Source organism: Veillonella tobetsuensis (genome assembly GCF_001078375.1).
Classification (GTDB): Bacteria; Bacillota; Negativicutes; order Veillonellales; family Veillonellaceae; genus Veillonella; species Veillonella tobetsuensis.
The window spans coordinates 18,136-38,233 of record NZ_BBXI01000018.1; the positions used below are offsets into that span (position 1 = coordinate 18,136).

Here is a 20,098-nt window from a genome sequence, read left to right on the forward strand (position 1 = left end):
GAAACTATAGATATACATAAGCGGTATAAAAAATCGGCTTGATGAATCAAGCCGATTGCTTATTTGCTTACATAAATCGTTTAAGGTAAACGCCGATACGTCCCTTACGGGATGTGCCCGTAATAGCCTCTACCTTCATTCGGCCACGACCACGCATAGAGATGATATCCCCTTCTTTGACCTCTTGGGATGGCCCCTTTGCAGGTTGCCAATTTACTTGCAATAAACCGGCATTTACAGCGCTCACCAATTTGGTACGGGATACGCTAAAGCCAGAGCTTGCTACCGCATCCAATCGAAGTGATGCAACGGTAGTACGCACTTCTTTAATCTTTTCTTCTTTTGGTGCTATCTCATCTAACTCCATCGGAGTTACAGATACAGCAACCATAGCAATCTTTGTAAAATTTTGCACTACAAAATCTGCTACAGCACTATCTACGAGAATTTGTGCGCCCCCTTGACCCATGATAATATCGCCAAATTTAGAGCGATCAATGCCAAGTCCCATTAAAGAACCAAGCACATCACGATGATTTAACAATCTAAATCGTGGGTCCCAAGATACCTTCAAGGGAATGATACCCATATCTACTGTACCTTGAAAATGACTATCTACAAAGGCGATACGAATACGTTCTGCCCCTTCATAGCCGCCATAGGATTGAACGAGTAATTCAGGATAAGCCGCCTTAATTGCATCAGCGATAACAAGTCCTGCAGGACTTGTAAAGTCACATACGCGATACGGTTTTCCCTTTACCACTTGTTCTGCTAAATCAAGCATACGGCGCGCTTCTTCACCGCTACCGCTTGCTTCAAAATATCTAATTAATTTACTAGTATCAGCCATTATTTCCCCAATTCATTGGAACGAGCTAAACAAGCAACAACCCCATCTTGTAGGGCACTGCGCAAGCCACCTTTTTCCATAGCTCCAATGCCAGCAATCGTAGTGCCGCCAGGGCTAGTCACTTGATCGCGCAATATAGCAGGATGTGTGCCGGATTCTAATGCCATTTTACCAGCCCCATACATCGTTTGGGCAGCCGCCTTAATTGCCAATTGACGAGGTAATCCAATGCGGACCCCCGCATCAGCCAAGGCATCTAAAATGACAAACATATATCCTGGGCCGGCACCAGACAAAGCGCCTAATCGATCTAGGTCGGCTTCACTGACAACGGCTACTTCACCAACCGCATTAAATAAAGCCTCCACGTGAATTGTATCAGCTCCATTATCCGCAGTCAACGCGGTCATACCACATCCAATAGATGCTGGAGTATTCGGCATGGCACGGTACAATACCGCAGTTGGTAATGCTTTGCGCAAGGTATCTAATGTTACGCCAGCTGCCACGGATATAACCGTAGCACCCGCTTTCACAGACGTTAATTGGCTCAATACAGATGGCAATACCTGTGGTTTAACAGCTAAGATAATCGTGTCAAACTGCGCCATATCAGGTAATTCTACAAAACCTGTAACGCCCAATTCGTCAACTAATTCGTCGCGATGTTCAGGGCGATGCACTACGATTGATACATCATCTCTACGCAATATACCTTGTGAAAGTGCGCCTCGTAAAAGGGCACCACCCATGGCGCCTACGCCTATACATACTGTTTTTCCCAACATAGTATCACCACTTTTTCTATACTGGATTATTTATTTTGCCAGTTAAATTCTTGTTGCTCAGTTGTTCCACTTTCAGATTCATTATTATAATCAATGGATACATTAACAGGTACGCACATGAAAATGTCTTTGCCTACCTTTTCCAATTTGCCATCTAATGCAAATGTTGCACCAGATACAAAGTCAACGATGCGAGCTGCTTCGTGAGGATCTGTATTTTCAAAGTTAATCAATACAGGGCGCATGTCACGCAATTGATGAGTGATGCTTTCAGAATCTTCAAAAACCTTAGGTTCGATAACAACTACTTTCATGGCTGTTGGACGTTGTGTCATAGTGGATGTGCCTCCTACCTTACGTGGATGGAACTCAGATGCAGCTGCTGTTGGTGCTACTGGTGGCACGTCCTCTGCATAGTCCTCATCATCTTCATATTCATACTCATCATCATAATCATAACGGTCATCATTATTAATGCCGATAAAATTTTTGATTTTTTGCCATTGTTCTCCCATAGACATGGTAATCCTCCTAATATACTCACACTGTTATATTCCCAATTAGTTATATACACGTTCCCCAAAGATGGCAGTGCCTACACGCACGATGTTAGCCCCTTCTTGTAAGGCTATTTCAAAGTCATGTGTCATCCCCATCGACAAATATTGTATATCCCCATCAGGGAAATACCCTTTCATATCTTCATACAAAGCATGTGCCACTCTAAAGATAGGTCTTGCATCCTCCGGATTTTCGAAAAACGGAGCCATGCACATCAACCCTTTAACGCGTACATGCGGTAAGGTCTTCGCATAGTCTCGTATGTCAGGAAAATCCTCTACGGACATACCAGACTTACTCGCTTCGCGAGCTACATTGACTTGTAACAATATATCTTGTACTTTATCATGCTTAGCAGCAACCTTTTCGATTTCATCTAATAGTTTCTTACTATCTACAGAATGAATCAAATCAAACATCGGTACCGCTTGGCGAACCTTATTGACTTGTAAATGGCCAATTAAATGCCATACCAATTTAGGTCCTGTATAAAGCATTTGTTTTTCTTTTGCCTCTTGCACGCGATTTTCGCCTACATGAGTGCATCCAAGGCGAGCCACTTCCTCTACAGCCGTTACAGGATGATTCTTTGTAACCGCAACAAGTAACGCCGTATCCGTGCGCCCTACGCTAGCCATTGCATCGGCCATGCGTTGTTGGATTTTATGAAGGGATTCTTCAATCATATGATCCTCCCATATAGTAACGTATAAATAAATATCCTATAGACTTATATTATATAATATTTAACCAATAATGTATATCTTTACCGTTTTTCGAGCATACCAAATAATGCCATACGCCCTGTTTTGCCATATTCACGACGATAGGAAAAACAATTCTCATCGGTCATACTATCGGTACCACCAATACAGATTTGGTCCTTTGGAACACCTCGTTGCAACAAATCTTCTTCGATAAATCGCCACAAATCAACATGTGGTGTCGCTTTCAACGCACCATCTCTAACGATATATCGGACCAATTCATCACTATTGGCATCAGTTATTTTCTTCCACTCGTCTGTGAAAGTATCTGCCAGTTCTTGATTAACCTCAAAGGATTTAGGTCCAATGCTAGGACCTAAATATACATAGCAGTCTTCAAAGCGCGTACCAAAATCTCGTTGCATCGCCTCTATGGTGATAACCGGTAGATGGCCTATAGCACCGCGCCAACCTGCATGAACGGTAGCTACCACATGATGCACAGGATCGTAAATGCCTACTGGTACGCAATCGGCAGTAAATAAGAATAATGGAATATTTGGTATATCCGTATAGCTTGCATCACAATCTGGAATAGCAGTATCAGAACTCATAGAGCCAGCACCAATTAAATCTTCTGTAATGCGTACTGCATTAAGGCCATGCACCTGATTGCCGCAGGTAATGCGGTCTGGCGATACACCTAAATGATCAGCCACAATGCTGCGGTTATCTAATACATCTTGTAATGAATCTCCTATGTGAGTAGCTAAATTTAGAGATTCACATGGCTTCTTAGATACACCGCCATGACGATATGTATCCCCCATAACCAGAGGAAATTGATTGGCCCAGTTAGGCATTTCAAAAGACCATTTACGATCATCATTTGTATTTACATTTACAACAGTAATATCCATACGACTGTTCCTCTACTATTTATTTCTCGAATCACTTACACACGCCACAGCGCTTACACCCTTCCATACAAGGCGGTGTATACGCTTCATCAACGGCCCGTTGCCATTCTTGTTCTAAATAACCATTTCTTAGACCCATATCCAAATGAGACCAAGGCAAATAATCCTCAAACTTGCGTTCCCGATAATTGCAGTCATCCATGTCGAGGCCGGCTTTTTTCATTTCAGATTTAAAGGATTTGCTACCTCTATCTAGAGCACACGCAGCGAGTACCTTGCCTAAACGGCGATCACCCCGAGCGAGTACACCTTGGATATATGCCTCTTTGGGAGACTCAACGAGTACCTCGATGCGACGATTTTTTTGCAATGATTTCTTAATATATTGTAATTTCTTTTCTACGCTCTTTTGATGATCCATAGCCATCCATTGAAATGGCGTAAACGGCTTTGGTATAAACGGATTAATACTAAGTGTTAATCGGCCTTTACAGCCCACCTCAGCCATGTGTGCTTGTGTACGTTCTGCCAGTCCTACGATAGCATCTATATCTTCATCCGTTTCCGTTGGAAGTCCTATCATAATATATAGCCTCATATGTTGAATTCCAGACTTAGCAGATAACTGAGCAGCAGTGCGAAGATTTTCTTCACTAATCCCCTTGTTGATGACACGGCGTAATCGTTCACTACCCGTCTCAGGCGCAATAGTAATTGTCTTTTGTCCACTTTCAGCCAATCCATCGACAACGGCTTGTGTCAAGGAATCGGCGCGCAAGGACGCACAGGAATAGCGCATATCCTTAGAGCGAATATAGGTTACGAGCTCATCAACCTCTGGATAATCGGAAATGGCCGCCCCCATAAGGCCCACCTTTTTCCCTAACTTTTCTGCTCTATCGACGCCTTCTTTCAAAATATCCAGTGGTCGTACACGCGGTACGCGGAAACAGTACCCAGCCATACAGAATCGACAATGGCGGCCACAGCCTCGAGCTACCTCGATGATATACATGGCGCCAAACTCGGTGAAATTTGTAGCAATTACCGTTTCACCACCGCTCGTAAGAGGTTCAAAATGGCGTCGTATAATTTTAGGGGCACCATCTGCTATATCGTAACCAATGAATTGTTCCTTATCGTCATATTGAGGGGTATATAAAACAGGTACATATACACCATCAATTTGAGCTAGTGCAGAAATCGTTTCTTCTCGGCTTTCACCATTCTCACGACCCTTGCGAATTCGTTCTAACACAGCAGTAACAATGCCCTCCCCTTCACCGATGATGAAAGCATCGATAAAATCGGCAAAGGGCTCAGGATTAAATGTCGCACAAGGTCCTCCCGCAATGACGATAGGATCAAAGCCAGTTCGGGCTTCACTCGTAACAGGTACCCGACCATGACGAAGCATAAGAGGAATATGGAAATAATCCATTTCAAAGGTAACATCAAAGGCCACTACATCAAACTGATGCATAGGCCGTTGCGTTTCAACGCTCATAAGCGGTGTTTTCGTCTTATCATAGGCGTCTAGTTCCTTTTTCTCAGGCAAGAATATCCGCTCACATACACTAGATGGATGCAAATTGATTTCCTCATAGATAATGTGAAGGCCTAAATTACTCATGCCCACAAAATAGGTATTCGGATAGACGATGGCAACCTTTTGCTCTGCATGAGGGTTAATAGTTACGCGGCTATCTTCATCTTTATAAAGTTCTTGTAATCGATCAATTAAATCTTTACGGTTCACTAATTTCCTTTCTATATAAGCCCACTATGAATAGTGGGCTCAACAACGCTATATATCATTTATTTTAGATTTTATTGTATCCTTTGTCTGAGTAGTCTTTGTTTTAATTGTTTTTACCAATTGAGGCCGATGTTTTTTCTCATACGGATACAATACGACTTTACCATCTCTGTATTCCGCAATGTAAATATCTTTAATGGAATATCCTTGTGCTTGTACCTCTTGTTCTAACCATTCTCTATCTTTTTCAATTACATCAAGAGTAAATTGATTAATTTGACCATCGTTAATCAAATCAAAACGAATATTTTCTTCACCGAACTGAACAACACTAAGCTGACCATTTTGCTCTAATACGGCACGCTTAACATCTGCTACATATTGAACGCCGGCTGTACGAAGTTTTAGTTTTAACTCAGCCGATTGAATACCATAACGCATACACTCTTCTGTTAAAATATGACCTCGTTCAATGACAATGACAGGATGACCATCTAGAATTGTTTTAAAGAATCTTAGATTGCCTTTTAAGAATTTAAGCGTCATTACGAGAATAGTCCATAAGATGAGAACTAACATAAATTGTAAAATACCAATCGCATCATTATAGATGATGGCACCGATAATACCACCAAGTACATAGTTTTGTAATTGGTCTAAAGCAGAGGTTGGCGCTAAGTTTCCCTTCCCCATTAAGTTAATTTGTAAAATAATCGCCAAGAGACCGATGGCGAGTTTGGCAAAGACCATCCCATAGACGGCCATAGCTTCTGTCATATGTGGTCCTCCTTATGGTAATACATCCGCTTTATCATGAATTTGGTCTGTAGGGCTTACTGTATACACACGAGTGATTGTATAGGTAGTAAATTCAGGATTAAATTGCACCTCATAGTATGCATCGCTAACCTTTAAGATCATACCATTACGTACCTTTAAGGAATTAACAGCTAATTGACCTTCATCAACACCACGGTCTGCACTAAAGGAATGCAAGAATTGAGCCATTCTAGAAGAATCTTCAGAGTAATTCTTCATACGACCATATTCTTGATATTCTAAGCCTAAGAAAAATACAATAATTAAGGATAATATAACAGTTAAATCACGATAACGGCTTGTAAAACCATTACGCAAAACTTGAATGCCTACTCCGAGAAGGGCTAATAAAACAACTACAAAGATAATGAACCCTAATGTATGACTAGATGCAATTTGGCTTTCCACATAGGAAACGGTATAGAAGTCCATAATTATGCTCCTTTCATATATCTTTTTATTATATCACAAATAAATATGATAATAACCAACAACGATTTATAAAAAATAGAGCTACCACAATGATAGCTCTATTAAACAGTTACTATACTAATTTATTTACATTCACGGTACACGATGATATAAGCATGAGTATTCGCTGTAAAACCAGATTCTAATTCTAGTTCAACTTCTAAAACGGCATCGTCAACGTCACCTTTATAATAGGCCTTACGTTGTTCTGCGGAATAGAAATACATAGCCGCATTATATTCATTGCCCGCTTGTACTGGAATTGTGATGGTAACAGGCTGTGTTTCAACATTCTTTGTTTTAGTACCCACATTATCCGTCGTGTAATATACGGATTCAATGGTATGTTCTCCTGGTGTTAATGCCACAATGACTTGACCATATTGACCAGTTTTATGATCAATAGTAGAAAGGTCCTTACCATCAACCTTTACAGATTTACCATAAATATGAAGAATCGCTTTATTAGCATTCTCTTGTACAAATTGTTGTTCACCGGCTTGTCGTTTTTTATTGAACTTCATAAATACGGCAAACAAAATGGCCCAAATGACTGCAACCGCCACGATGATAATAATAGTTGTAGAACTCATAGTATCTCTCCTTATACCAAAATATACTATACTGACTCTATGTTAACTATATCATACGTACTTGTATTACTCAATAAAAAAGCAACCCCAAATGGGGTCGCTTTCAGTAAGCCTATGCTTATCAAGAAATTACTACAATAATCTCTTATTTCAACCAGCTCATCAAGTTGCGAAGTTCCGCACCAACTGGTTCGATTGGATGGTTAGCTGCTGCTTCACGGTGTTCTTTAAGGAATTTTTGACCGTTTTTGGAATCTGCCAAGAATTCGTCAGCAAATTTACCAGATTGAATATCTGCCAAAATTTGTTCCATCGCTTTTTTAGTATCTGCAGTGATTACGCGAGGACCTGCATGGTAGTCGCCGTATTCAGCAGTGTTGGAGATGGAGTGGCGCATTTTTTGGAAGCCACCTTCGTAGATAAGGTCTACAATCAATTTCATTTCATGTAAGCACTCGAAGTAAGCGTTTACAGGTTCATAACCAGCTTCAGTTAATACTTCGAAACCAGTTTTGATCAATTCAGTAACGCCGCCGCACAATACAGCTTGTTCACCGAAGAGGTCAGTTTCAGTTTCGGATTTGAAGTTAGTTTCTAAGATACCGGAACGGCCACCACCAATACCGGATGCCCATGCCAATGCAACTTCTTCAGTGTCGCCAGATGGATCTTTTTCTACAGCGTACAAGCAAGGAACGCCAGAGCCTTCTTGGTATGTACGACGAACTAAATGACCAGGGCCTTTAGGAGCTACCATGAATACGTTTACGTCTTCACGAGGAACGATTTTGCCAAAGTGAATGTTGAAACCATGAGCAAATGCTAAATATGCACCTTCTTTTAAGTTAGGAGCAATATCATTTGCATAAACGTCAGCTTGTAATTCGTCTGGAATCAACACCATAACGATATCAGCGTCTTTAACTGCTTCTGCAGTTTCTTTTACAGTAAGACCAGCTTCTTCAGCAACTTTCCAGCTAGAAGAACCACCGCGAAGACCGATTGTTACGTCCATACCATTTTCTTTCAAGTTCAATGCATGAGCATGACCTTGGGAACCGTAACCTAAAACTGTAATTTTTTTGCCTTCCAATTTGCTCAAATTACAATCTGCATCATAATAAACTGTAGTACCTAAAATTTTACCTGCCATATTAGACAACCTCCAAACATATTCAATAGAATATAGACTATTTATACTGTACACAATCTAACAAAAATTTGCAAGATGTGGCGTACATTAATTTAGTATCAGCAAGCCGAATTCTTGACCTCTGATAAATAAAATTGATAACTATCGCACAATCACCCAAGGGCGATCATCCTTCCATACAACCTGCACGGGAATTCCAAATACATCAGATAGATTCTCATCGGTTAATACTGTATGTTTCGTCCCCGCATGTACCATCTTGCCCTCTCGCAAAATAGCTACATGTGTAATGGCTGGTAGTATCTCTTCAATTTGATGTGACACATAAATAATTGGTGTCTTCTGCTCCTCTACTAGCGTAGATACGGTACGTAAAAACCTTTCACGCGCCGGCAGGTCTAGACCAGAGCAAGGCTCATCTAAGATCAGTAAATCTGGATTCGCCATAATGGATCTCGCCAACAATACACGTCGCTGTTCACCAGCAGACAATGTATAAAAGCGATGACCTTCTAAGTGACCTAGGCCAAACTCATAAAATAATTGCATCCCCCGCTCTCGCACCTCTGGTGATACATCTTGGTATATACCGATACTACTAAAAGCACCGGATATAACAACGTCCTCGACGACTTGTTTATCCAAGGTAGATTGAAATTGCCCAAGAGCAGAGCTGACAAAACCTAATCTCGATTTAATCTTAGGCCATGCGTATTTCCCAAATTCATGACCGAAGACACGCAAGGTGCCTGTCGTTGGAATTTGGTAGGCTGGAATCATGCTGAGAAGCGTCGATTTACCAGCCCCATTAAGCCCTAAAAGAGCCCAGTTTTCACTTTTTTCTATATGCCAATTTACATTATCTAAGATATATCTGCCATCGCGTCGAAAGCAGATATTCTCATAATGGAGCAATTCATTCTCCACACTATCATCTCCTACATTTTTTCTCCACGGCTCATAGCAGTGATACCTGTTTTGGCAATTTCAAGAATACCATAGGTTTCCATAATTTGGATGAAACCGCGTAATTTTTCTACGCTGCCGATAACCTCAATAATCATAGACGTAGGAGAAATGTCTAGTACATTACCGCGATATACGTCGGCAATTTGAACAATTTGAGATCGTGTTGTAGCTGTTGCTTTCACCTTGATAAGCATTAATTCACGGCAGACTACATCATGATCGTCAAAAACTTTAACCTTAACAACATCGATTAGCTTGTAGATTTGTTTTTGCACTTGATCGAGGATGCGGTCATCCGCTTCAACAGTAATGGTAATACGCGCATAACCTGGCTGATTTGTAATACCAGAGGTCATTTTTGTAACATTAAAACCACGGCGGTTAAAGAGTGCCAAAATACGTGTACCAATACCTGGCGCATTTTTTGCAATGATTAAGACTTGATGTTCTTTAGCCATTTATAGCACCCCTTTCTTACCCATCATACCACTTACAGTGCCACCTGCTGGAATCATCGGCAATACATTGTCTTCTCGTTCAACACGACAATCCAAGACGATACTTTCATCAGAGGTAATATAAGATTGGAAATCTTTATTGAAAGCTTCTACCGTATCGAGACGAGCTGCTTTCAAATCAAATGCATCAGCTAATTTCAAGAAGTTTGGACTCAGTTCCAAATCTACATAGGAATAGCGACGATCATTAAAGATTTGTTGCCATTGACGAACCATGCCAAGATAGCCATTATTGATGATCACAATTTTAATTGGTAAATTGTACTGGCGAACCATCATGAGCTCTTCACAAGTCATTTGGAAACCGCCATCACCAACTACGAGGATAACTTGTTTCTCAGGTACCCCTACTTGTGCACCAATAGCCGCTGGCAAGCCATAGCCCATTGTACCAGCGCCACCAGAGGTAACAATAGTATGTGGCTTTTTATGAGTTAAGAATTGAGCTGACCACATTTGATGTTGCCCCACATCAGTTACAATGATGGCATCATCATTAGCGATTTTATTAAGCTCAGATAATACATATTGTGCATGTAACTCACCATTTGTAGACTCAGGAACCACCATAGGATATTCCTTTTGCCACTCGCGGATTTGTTCAATCCACGTCTCATGAGTAACAGGTTCAACTAATGCATTAAGCTCGGTTAATACTCGTTTTAAATCACCTACAATAGGTACGTTGATAGTAACATTCTTATCGATTTCAGCTGGGTCGATATCGATATGAATGATTTTTGCTTTTTTACAGAAGAAATCAGGATGACCTGTAATGCGGTCATGGAATCGAATGCCTGCCGCTATAACAAGGTCGGCCTCCTCTGTACAGTTATTAGCCGCTACAGAACCGTGCATCCCTACCATGCCAAGTGCTAATTCGTGGTCTCCAGGGAAACCACCAAGACCAACCAGCGTATTAGTCACAGGAATTTGAGCCTTTTCAGCTAACTCCTTAAGTTCATCCATAGCGCCTGATTTCAATACGCCAGCACCAGCAATGATAAGTGGGCGCTTTGCATTCTTGATAAGGGTCGCCGCTTTTTTAATTTGCCCTTGATGGCCTTTGTATGTTGGATCATACCCTTCAAGATGAATAGGTACTTCGTATAATTTATTGTATTCCGCCATAGATATTTTTTCTGTTTGAATATCCTTTGGAATATCGATTAATACAGGACCTGGACGACCTGTACCAGCGATGAAGTACGCTTCCTTGATAATGCGAGGCAAATCGTGAATATCTTGAACTAGATAGTTATGCTTAGTAATCGGCATTGTAATACCTTGGATATCCGCCTCTTGGAAGGAATCCTTACCGATAAACGGACGACCTACCTGTCCAGTAATAGCTACCATCGGCACTGAGTCCATATAAGCCGTCATAATGCCTGTTACAAGGTTTGTTGCACCAGGTCCAGACGTAGCAAGGCATACGCCTACACGACCGGATACGCGTGCATAACCATCTGCTGCATGGGCTGCACCTTGTTCATGACGTACGAAATAGTGTTTAATTTCAGGGAAGCTATAAATTTCATCATAAATTGGAATGACTGCGCCACCTGGATAGCCGAACATATCAGTTACACCAAGGCGATGCAATGTTTCTAGGACAATGCGTGCCCCATTGATTGTTTCTGCGCTCATAGGAACCCTTTCAACCAGCTATTCTGATAGAATCTCGCTGGAATTTAAACGTTGAATAATGTAACCATTATTTTTAAAAGTATCAATAATGCTTTGGATGTGCTCTTCCCCATTGGTTTCAACCGTCACTTGTAATTCCACTTCATGGAAACGGTCAAGGTTTTTAAACTGATTATGATCGAGCTTAATTACATTTGCATCCGCCTCAGCAAGCATTTGAGATACCGCAACCAATTGACCTGGTTTATCCGGAAGATTTACAGAGAAGGTGAAGATCCGACCACGGACTACGAGACCTTTATTAATCATAGAGGAAATGGTAAGTACGTCGATATTACCACCGCTGACAATAGCTACCACCTTTTTATCTCGGCAGTTTAGCTTTTTAAGCCCTGCTAATGGTAAGATACCTGAATTTTCTGCTACTAATTTATGTTTTTCAACGAGCAACAAGAATGCTTCCATCAATTCGTAGTCTGAAACTGTAATTATTTCATCTACGTATTTCTTGATATATTCAAGTGTAGTTTCACCAATTTGACGTACCGCCGTACCATCAGCAATGGTAGCCACTTCGTCGAGTGGTACAGGATGATTGGCCTTTAATGCTGCCAAAGCACTGGCTGCCCCTTCTGGTTCTACACCGATAACTTTGATGCGAGGATTTTTTAATTTAGCAGCCGCTGCAATGCCAGATACAATGCCGCCGCCCCCAACAGGTACGAGTAATACATCCGCATCAGGTAGTTCTGCTAATACTTCAAGAGCAATTGTACCTTGCCCTTCGATTACATCTTCATCATCGAAAGGATGAACAAATACATAGCCGTTTTCTTGTTGGAGCTCCATCGCCTTTTGGTAAGCTTCATCATAAATCTCACCATGTAGTACTACCTCAGCCCCATATTGTTTTGTAGCATTAACCTTTATGAGAGGTGTATGTTTTGGCATGACGATTGTGGCTTTAATGCCGAGGCGTTTAGCTGCAAGTGCTACACCTTGTGCGTGGTTTCCTGCAGATGCGGCAATTACACCGCGGGCCTTTTCCTCTTCTGTCAATTTTGCAATTTTATTATAGGCTCCACGAACCTTAAAGGAGCCTGTTATTTGCAAGTTTTCTGGCTTGATATATACATCATTGCCACACTCGTCTGAAAACACATCACTATGAAGCAATTTAGTTTTCACGGTAATCGTGGTTAACCGTTCGCGAGCCTCCATAAAATCATATAACTTACGCATTAATACTCCTTTATTAAAGATTGGTATAAAATATATTGCTATTAAGATTAGTCTTCAAATACTTCAATAGCACCTTGTGCTGCAGAGGATACGTGAAGAGCGTATTTTTTAAGGTAACCAGTTACATTGGATTTAAATGGTTTCAATGCTGCTTTACGGCGAGCAATTTCGTCATCAGATACAGCTAATTCCAATTTACCATTTGGAATATCGATGTTGATAATATCACCATCTTCAACAACGGCGATAGTACCACCTGCTGCCGCTTCTGGAGATACGTGACCAATGGATGCGCCACGTGTAGCGCCAGAGAAACGGCCATCAGTCAACAAGGCAACGTCTTTATCAAGCCCCATACCAGCGATCATGGATGTTGGTGTCAACATTTCGCGCATGCCAGGACCACCTTTAGGACCTTCATAGCGGATAACTACCACATCGCCTTTTACAATTTTACCGCCCGTAATTGCTTCAACGGCTTCTTCTTCGCTATTGAATACCTTTGCTGGGCCAGAGTGAACGAGCATATCTTCATCTACAGCACCAGCTTTTACAACGGAACCGTTTTCAGCAAGGTTGCCTTTAAGAACGGCAATACCACCTGTTTCATGAACAGGATTATTCCATGGATGGATAACATCTTCATCCACAACATGAGCTGCTGTTGCAATTTCACCTTGTGTTTTAAGAGCTACAGTTTTGCAATCTGTATGCAAACGACCATTTTCTGCTAAACGTTTCAACACAGCAGATACGCCGCCTGCAGCATACAAATCTTCGATGAAGTATTTACCAGATGGAGAAAGTTTGGACAATTGAGGTGTGTTTTGTGCAATGCGATCGAAGTCGTCCAAGGACAATGGTACACCTGCTTCGTGAGCGATAGCTGGCAAATGAAGTGCTGTATTAGAGGAACCACCCAAAGCCATATCTAGAGCTACCGCATTTTCAAAAGCTTCACGAGTCATAATATCTTTAGGACGAAGGTTTGCTTTCAATACCTCTACGGCTTGCATACCTGCTAATTTAGCCAAACGCAAACGTTCAGAGTATACAGCAGGGATTGTACCATTGCCAGGAAGTCCCATGCCAAGAGCCTCTGTTAGGCAGTTCATAGTATTTGCTGTGTACATACCAGAGCAAGAACCACATGTTGGACATGCACTATTTTCAATATTTGCTAATTCTTCGTCGCCCATTTCACCTGTTTGATGTTTACCTACTGCTTCAAATACATCAGACAAGCCGATTTTTTTGCCATTATGTACACCTGCAAGCATGGCACCACCAGATACGAACACAGATGGAATGTTAAGACGAGCCGCTGCAATCAACATACCTGGTACTACTTTGTCGCAATTTGGAATGAATACCATCGCATCAAAAGGTGTTGCCATAGCCGTCGCTTCAATAGAATCAGCTATGATATTGCGTGTAACCAAGGAGTATTTCATGCCGATGTGATTCATCGCCAAGCCATCGCAAATACCAATTGTATTAAACTCGATTGGCACACCACCTGCGTTGCGGATGCCGTCTTTTACGGCTTGTACAATATTTTTCAGGCCCACATGACCAGGAATGATTTCGTTGAAAGAATTCGCAATACCAATAACCGGTCTGCCCATTTCTTCGTCAACAAAACCCAGAGCTTTCAATAAAGATCTGTGTGGTGCACGTGCTACGCCTGTTTTTAAATTGTCACTTCTACAACTCATGATATTCTCCTCACTTTTTTGAAAGCATCCACTTGGACAGCTTTCATAACAAATAAAAAAAGACGATTACAAAGAATCGTCTTAAAAGTTTACAAATGATATTCCTTTTGTTTACAGAAACCCAATACATACATAAATAAACCTATGTACCCCATGGAATATATACAAAAACAAGAAACAATATAGTCAAATCTTATTGATTGTATATTAAACCATTCGCGGGAACTTCTAAGACAAAACATGTTAAGTTGTTGTTCATAATTCGAATGTTTTTAATAATCACGACCAGCGCGATAATCAACAAGCTAATGACTAAACCGAACATGTTTCCTCCTAAAATAATCTGTAACGATAAAAATATAATAACATTTTCTATAATCTCATGCAATAAATATTCTATAGATTTATTATAGTTTTTTTGTGAAGTTCACCATACCTAAAAACTATACCCACCTAAAAACAGTCCTTAAAACTTTCATAACAAACTAAAACTCCCTCGCGGTGAAAAACGACCACCAACGAGGGAATTTCATATTATAAGATACCAAAGAGCCACATACCAAGGGCACCGCCCCAGAAATGAATCATAAAGCTTACCACAGAAATAGCAAGACCTACACGCCACCAAGTCCCTTGTGGTACATAGCCTGCACCAAAGAAGATTGGTGTTACACCAGAGCTATAATGCGTTAATGTACAGCCAGGGCTATTCATCAAACCAAAGAGCAAGATGGTAAATGGAATCGGCGCACCCATGGCAACCAAAATGGCTGCAAAGGCGGAGAATAATGCGGTAATACGCGCCGTACCGCTAGCAAAGAAATATTGAGAGTATACAAAGGTTGCAGAGATAATAAAAGATGCCCAGAACCAATCGATACCTACAAGATGTTGACTTACAAAGTTCGCAAATACAGCAACTACACCGAGTTTACCGAGGAGACCGGCCATGCCAACGAGTGTGCCCATCCAGATGAGGATATCCCAGCCAGTGCGTTCGCCTAAAATATCATCCCACGTAAGGGAGCCCGTTATAACGCACGCAAGAACACCCATCATAGCAACTACTGTAGGATGAAGCTTAGTCCAAATGGCAGTCGCCCAAAGCAAGATACATAGAACAAAGATAATAGCAACAGAAATTTCAGCCTTTGTAATAGGTCCAAGTACATTTAATTCCTTTTGAGCCATTTTGGCAGCCTCTGGGGTTTCCTTAATTTCTGGAGGATAAATTTTGTAAATGAACCAAGGCATAAGGATCATACAAATCACACCAGGGATGACACCCGCTTGGAACCATTCCCACCAGGAAATATCATAGCCAAATAATTTAGCCCCTAAGGAGGTGATGAGCAAGTTACCACTACAAGCGGTCAAAAAAATGGTTACAGTAATTGTATTCATCGTATGTGCCGTAGTCATCAAATATGCACCAATACGACGCGCCGTATTACCATAAGGCTCAGAACCAAAGGCGAGGGAAATATTTTGCACAATTGGGAAAATAATACCGCCCCCACGCGCCGTATTAGACGGTGTGGCCGGAGAAATAATTAAGTCCGTACAAGCCAATGCATAGGCGAGCTTTAAGGAACTCGTACCAAAGGCACGGATCAATGTATAAGCAATACGCTTACCTAGGCCGGAATTAATAATACCTCTAGAAAAGAATACAGCCGCCACGATAAGCCAAACATTAGCCTCTGCATACCCACCAAGAGCTTGCACCATGGTAATAGATTTTGTAGCTACTGCTGCAACGATTCCAAAGAGTGCCATAATGCCCGTTGGCCAAGGGCGCAAAATAAAACCTACAATAGTAGCCGTGAAGATAGCCAGTAAATGCCAACCTTCCGGCTTAATTGCCTCTGTATGAGGCAAGAACCAAATCACTAAGCCCACCAAAACGGTAAAAGCCGCTCGTGTAAACGTGCTCATAGAACCTCCCGAACAAATTATACATAGTACCAGTTAAATTGATTAACAACTTTCCAAAAATGCTTTAATTTTAGGGTGATTTCTTAAGGTTTCCATTTCTTCATCAGATAATAGCTTCACCTTATCGCGTTCCTTATTAACAAGACAAAAGAATCCGATATAATCTCCCTTATTAGCTCTAAATTGGTGAATCGTATTGCCAGGGATTTCGATAAAATCCCCTTTTTTAACATCATATATTTCATCACCAAGCAAGAGTTGCCCTTTACCACGTCCAATCATAACCATATGCGTATGCTCATGGTATTCTAATGTGGAATAGCCCCCTGGCAAACATTCAAAATAGCGAAATTGGCATGGAATATCATAAGCACCATCATATAGTACTTGCCGTGTTACATCTTTAAAAGGACTCCCGTCTTGTTTGTATACTAAGGTATCGACGCCATCCCACTTGAAATTTTCCGGATCAAACTTACGTATCATCTCTTCACCTCACGATATAAAAAGGGGCTGTATCAAAACAATGTTTCAATACAGCTCCATGGATTTAATTATTTAAAGAGGTGTTTTATGGTACCTAATAAACCATGACTATGTTTATGTACACCATCTGCCACGGATTCTACATCAAAACCAGTTCGTTCGATGGCTTTTGTAATATCCTCTACATTCACCTTAGATGGATCAAAGGAAATCGTAGCTGATTTTTCTGCCAAATTGACTTCAGAGCTAAGCACACCCTCTAGACCTAATGTAGCCCCTTCCACAGTTTCCTTACAGTTATTGCACATCATACCAGGTACAGTAAATACCTTTGTTACAACGCCATTATCTTCACCACAACCGCAATCTTTACACATAGTAATACCTCCTAATCATTAGCTTCTTTATGTTTTTCATCATTTTTAGCCCCAGCTGTTACATCGATAGTAGTCGCTGATTTAACAGCTTCCTTTGTTTCATCGACAGCTTTTTTTGGGCCTGTAAGAGCATCTTTAAATTCATTGATTCCCTTACCAATCGCTTTACCCACTTCAGGTAATTTACCAGGTCCGAAGATAACTAGAGCAATCACTAAAATAACTATTAATTCAGGTGTTCCTATAGACCCCATATGTATCTCCTTTAAGTTTACTTAATACTACACATTTTAGTGTACATCATTATACGCATCTTTGTCCACATACCAGGTCATCGCCTCTTGTGAAAGCACAGCCCCTGGTAATACACGACCGATACGTTTATCCCAATTTGTGTCTTCATAATCCTCGCGTTGGTACAATACCTTAGTAAGAGCTGTACGCTTACTTTCACCAGTCACAGTGAACCACACAACATCAGTTTTTGCCAAAAACGAGAAGGTCATAGAAATTCGTTCCCACACCTTTCCATCCTCAACAGCCACAACATTGCGATCTGAGACACGCAACGCATGTGATCCAGCAAAAAGACCTGCCGTATGGCCGTCTTCTCCAAGATCGAGAATCGCTAAATCAAGACCAGACTTTTTGCATGCCTTAAGAACATTTCTTACCTCTTTTTCATATTCCTCTGCTGCCTCAACAACGGTTTTAGAATCTGTATTAATCGGCAAAAAATGTGCAGCCCCCTTTGCTTTACAAAGCAAAAACGGTTTAACGCGATTGAAATAATTATCCTCATGAGATTGAGGCAAAAATCGTTCGTCTGTCCATACGAAAAATACACGTTCCCAATTAACACGCTCAATGTATTCAGGAGAATTCAAGGCCTCCAACAAACCATTGACTACTCTGCCGCCTGTGATACCTACAATACATGTTTCAGTACGGCTAATCTCTGCATCTGTAAAAGCAATAAAATCCTCTGCTAATGCAGCAATGATATCACTAGAACCATCATAACATTTAATTATATCTTGAGCCATACAATATGGACCTCCTAAAACTATTTCAATAGTTCTATTATATACGCTTTGTCAATGTATGAAAAGGAAAAACCGATGTAACACCTGTTATGAGCCACATCGGTTCTAATTATATTAATAGTTTCTTATGAACTACGTAATACTAAATGCCATTTCATGCAAAAGATATTACTATTGACCAAATTTAGGACGACGACGCTCTGTAAAAGCGAGTACACCTTCTTTGAAGTCATCAGAAAGACCTAATTCACATTGATTTTCTACTTCAAACTTCTTGTATTCTTCCCAACCAGCTAAGAAGCTATTCCACATCATTTCCTTCATAACACGATAAGATTTTGCAGGACCTTTTGCTAATTTCTCAACAAGACGTCTTGTAGCAGTCTCTAAATCCTCTGGTTCACAAACTTTATATACAAAGCCCCATTCCTTACCTTTTTCAGCAGAAACGGCTTCACCAGTCATAACGATATGCATAGCACGATTCATACCAATGGAGCGAGTTAATAAGAATAAACCACCTGCATCAGGGGCAAGACCTACGCTTACAAAAGCCTGAATAAAGCGTACGTTATTAGCAGCTACAACAAAATCGGCAGCCAACGCCATATTAAATGCTGCACCTGCCGCAGCACCTTGAAGGCTCATGATAACAGGTTTAGGTAAACGTTTCATAGCCATAGAAATCTGAGCTACTAGCTCAACGATTTCAAACAAAGACTCTGTATCGCCTTCGTTTACAGCGCGTTCCATTTCTGTCAAATCGCCACCCGCAGAGAATACCTTTCCTTCAGCATTAATAAGCAACGCACGAACACTTTCATCATGATGCGCTTTATCTAAAACCTCAAGGATTTCTTTGCACATTTCGATATTAAAACCATTGGCCACTTTGGGGCGATTAAATGTCAACGTACCAATGCCGTTGTCCACTACGTATTGAATTGTATTATAAATCATATATTTTCTCCTATATAAGATATTTTATCGATATTATTCGATTCCTATAATTTCATTATAAGAGAATTGTATATAGATGTAAATAAGATTCCACAGATATGAAAAACTATAGAAATACAAAAACTCCTGCAGACAATATCTGCAGGAGTAATATCCGTTGTCCAAATATTAACGTTTGGAGAATTGGCTTGCTTTGCGGGCTTTTTTAAGACCGTATTTTTTACGTTCTTTCATACGTGGGTCACGAGTCAAGAAGCCAGCTTTTTTCAAAGATTGACGAAGTTCGCCATCTACGTCCAATAACGCACGGGAGATACCGTGACGAATTGCACCAGCTTGACCGGAAGGACCGCCACCAGCTACAGTTGCAATAACGTCGTATTGTTCAACTGTGTTAGTCAAATTCAAAGGTTGTTTTACGATCAATTCCAAAGTTTGGCGACCGAAATAATCATTAAGTTCACGTTTGTTAACAGTGATTTTACCTGTGCCCGGTACCAGACGAACTCTAGCAACGGAAGATTTTCTACGACCAGTGCCGTAATATTGTGCTACTGCCATTATATGTTC

At 40.9% G+C, this 20,098-nt stretch carries 22 protein-coding genes; all 22 read right to left on the reverse strand.

The window, feature by feature from the left end:
- Positions 1 to 67: 67 nt before the first annotated feature.
- Positions 68 to 853 carry a YlmH family RNA-binding protein gene (locus VEI_RS07560; RefSeq protein ID WP_005375694.1) on the reverse strand — a complete coding sequence of 262 codons (786 nt, stop codon included), beginning with the start codon at positions 851 to 853 and terminating at the stop codon, positions 68 to 70.
- Positions 853 to 1,641 (reverse strand): pyrroline-5-carboxylate reductase, encoded by a 789-nt coding sequence (proC, locus tag VEI_RS07565; protein WP_059363934.1) that lies wholly within the window; start codon positions 1,639 to 1,641, stop codon positions 853 to 855. The genes VEI_RS07560 and proC overlap by 1 nt, the downstream gene beginning before the upstream one ends.
- Positions 1,642 to 1,667: 26 nt before the next feature.
- Positions 1,668 to 2,162 (reverse strand): cell division protein SepF, encoded by a 495-nt coding sequence (locus VEI_RS07570; RefSeq protein ID WP_005375690.1) that lies wholly within the window; start codon positions 2,160 to 2,162, stop codon positions 1,668 to 1,670.
- Positions 2,163 to 2,201: 39 nt separating this feature from the next.
- Positions 2,202 to 2,888 carry a YggS family pyridoxal phosphate-dependent enzyme gene (locus VEI_RS07575; protein WP_005380354.1) on the reverse strand — a complete coding sequence of 229 codons (687 nt, stop codon included), beginning with the start codon at positions 2,886 to 2,888 and terminating at the stop codon, positions 2,202 to 2,204.
- A gap of 80 nt (positions 2,889 to 2,968) precedes the next feature.
- On the reverse strand, positions 2,969 to 3,829 hold the full coding sequence (gene pgeF / locus VEI_RS07580; protein ID WP_059363936.1) for a peptidoglycan editing factor PgeF: 861 nt from the start codon (positions 3,827 to 3,829) through the stop codon (positions 2,969 to 2,971).
- 31 nt (positions 3,830 to 3,860) lie between these two features.
- Positions 3,861 to 5,588, reverse strand: coding sequence for a radical SAM protein (locus VEI_RS07585; RefSeq protein WP_059363937.1), 1,728 nt, complete (start codon positions 5,586 to 5,588; stop codon positions 3,861 to 3,863).
- Positions 5,589 to 5,636: 48 nt separating this feature from the next.
- A complete protein-coding gene (locus tag VEI_RS07590; protein ID WP_059363939.1) occupies positions 5,637 to 6,365 on the reverse strand; it encodes a DUF421 domain-containing protein in 729 nt (242 codons plus the stop codon).
- A gap of 12 nt (positions 6,366 to 6,377) precedes the next feature.
- Positions 6,378 to 6,839 carry a DUF3290 family protein gene (locus tag VEI_RS07595; protein WP_059363941.1) on the reverse strand — a complete coding sequence of 154 codons (462 nt, stop codon included), beginning with the start codon at positions 6,837 to 6,839 and terminating at the stop codon, positions 6,378 to 6,380.
- A 122-nt stretch (positions 6,840 to 6,961) separates the two neighbouring features.
- Positions 6,962 to 7,471: a hypothetical protein gene (locus VEI_RS07600; protein WP_005380336.1), complete on the reverse strand. Its 510-nt coding sequence runs from the start codon at positions 7,469 to 7,471 to the stop codon at positions 6,962 to 6,964.
- Positions 7,472 to 7,616: 145 nt separating this feature from the next.
- Complete coding sequence (ilvC, locus tag VEI_RS07605; protein WP_059363946.1) at positions 7,617 to 8,624, reverse strand: ketol-acid reductoisomerase; 1,008 nt, start codon at positions 8,622 to 8,624, stop codon at positions 7,617 to 7,619.
- Positions 8,625 to 8,765: 141 nt separating this feature from the next.
- Complete coding sequence (locus VEI_RS07610; RefSeq protein WP_059363950.1) at positions 8,766 to 9,551, reverse strand: ABC transporter ATP-binding protein; 786 nt, start codon at positions 9,549 to 9,551, stop codon at positions 8,766 to 8,768.
- Between the two features lie 11 nt (positions 9,552 to 9,562).
- Complete coding sequence (gene ilvN, locus VEI_RS07615; RefSeq protein ID WP_005375704.1) at positions 9,563 to 10,051, reverse strand: acetolactate synthase small subunit; 489 nt, start codon at positions 10,049 to 10,051, stop codon at positions 9,563 to 9,565.
- On the reverse strand, positions 10,052 to 11,761 hold the full coding sequence (ilvB, locus tag VEI_RS07620) for a biosynthetic-type acetolactate synthase large subunit (RefSeq protein ID WP_059363952.1): 1,710 nt from the start codon (positions 11,759 to 11,761) through the stop codon (positions 10,052 to 10,054).
- Between the two features lie 18 nt (positions 11,762 to 11,779).
- A complete protein-coding gene (gene ilvA, locus VEI_RS07625; protein WP_059363957.1) occupies positions 11,780 to 13,003 on the reverse strand; it encodes a threonine ammonia-lyase in 1,224 nt (407 codons plus the stop codon).
- Between the two features lie 47 nt (positions 13,004 to 13,050).
- Positions 13,051 to 14,721: a dihydroxy-acid dehydratase gene (gene ilvD, locus VEI_RS07630; RefSeq protein WP_059363961.1), complete on the reverse strand. Its 1,671-nt coding sequence runs from the start codon at positions 14,719 to 14,721 to the stop codon at positions 13,051 to 13,053.
- A gap of 534 nt (positions 14,722 to 15,255) precedes the next feature.
- Positions 15,256 to 16,659, reverse strand: a complete 1,404-nt coding sequence (locus VEI_RS07635; protein WP_059363963.1) for a DASS family sodium-coupled anion symporter — start codon at positions 16,657 to 16,659, stop codon at positions 15,256 to 15,258.
- A gap of 42 nt (positions 16,660 to 16,701) precedes the next feature.
- The gene (locus VEI_RS07640; protein ID WP_059363965.1) at positions 16,702 to 17,145 is read right to left on the reverse strand and encodes a cupin domain-containing protein; all 444 of its coding nucleotides are present in this window, start codon (positions 17,143 to 17,145) and stop codon (positions 16,702 to 16,704) included.
- Between the two features lie 68 nt (positions 17,146 to 17,213).
- Complete coding sequence (locus VEI_RS07645; protein ID WP_059363966.1) at positions 17,214 to 17,522, reverse strand: heavy-metal-associated domain-containing protein; 309 nt, start codon at positions 17,520 to 17,522, stop codon at positions 17,214 to 17,216.
- Positions 17,523 to 17,533: 11 nt separating this feature from the next.
- Positions 17,534 to 17,776, reverse strand: a complete 243-nt coding sequence (locus VEI_RS07650) for a Sec-independent protein translocase subunit TatA/TatB (RefSeq protein ID WP_059363971.1) — start codon at positions 17,774 to 17,776, stop codon at positions 17,534 to 17,536.
- Positions 17,777 to 17,812: 36 nt separating this feature from the next.
- Positions 17,813 to 18,568 (reverse strand): 6-phosphogluconolactonase, encoded by a 756-nt coding sequence (gene pgl / locus VEI_RS07655; protein ID WP_059363976.1) that lies wholly within the window; start codon positions 18,566 to 18,568, stop codon positions 17,813 to 17,815.
- A 171-nt stretch (positions 18,569 to 18,739) separates the two neighbouring features.
- On the reverse strand, positions 18,740 to 19,528 hold the full coding sequence (gene fabM / locus VEI_RS07660; RefSeq protein WP_059363978.1) for a trans-2-decenoyl-ACP isomerase: 789 nt from the start codon (positions 19,526 to 19,528) through the stop codon (positions 18,740 to 18,742).
- Positions 19,529 to 19,696: 168 nt separating this feature from the next.
- Positions 19,697 to 20,089, reverse strand: coding sequence for a 30S ribosomal protein S9 (gene rpsI / locus VEI_RS07665; protein ID WP_004695188.1), 393 nt, complete (start codon positions 20,087 to 20,089; stop codon positions 19,697 to 19,699).
- Positions 20,090 to 20,098: the final 9 nt, after the last annotated feature.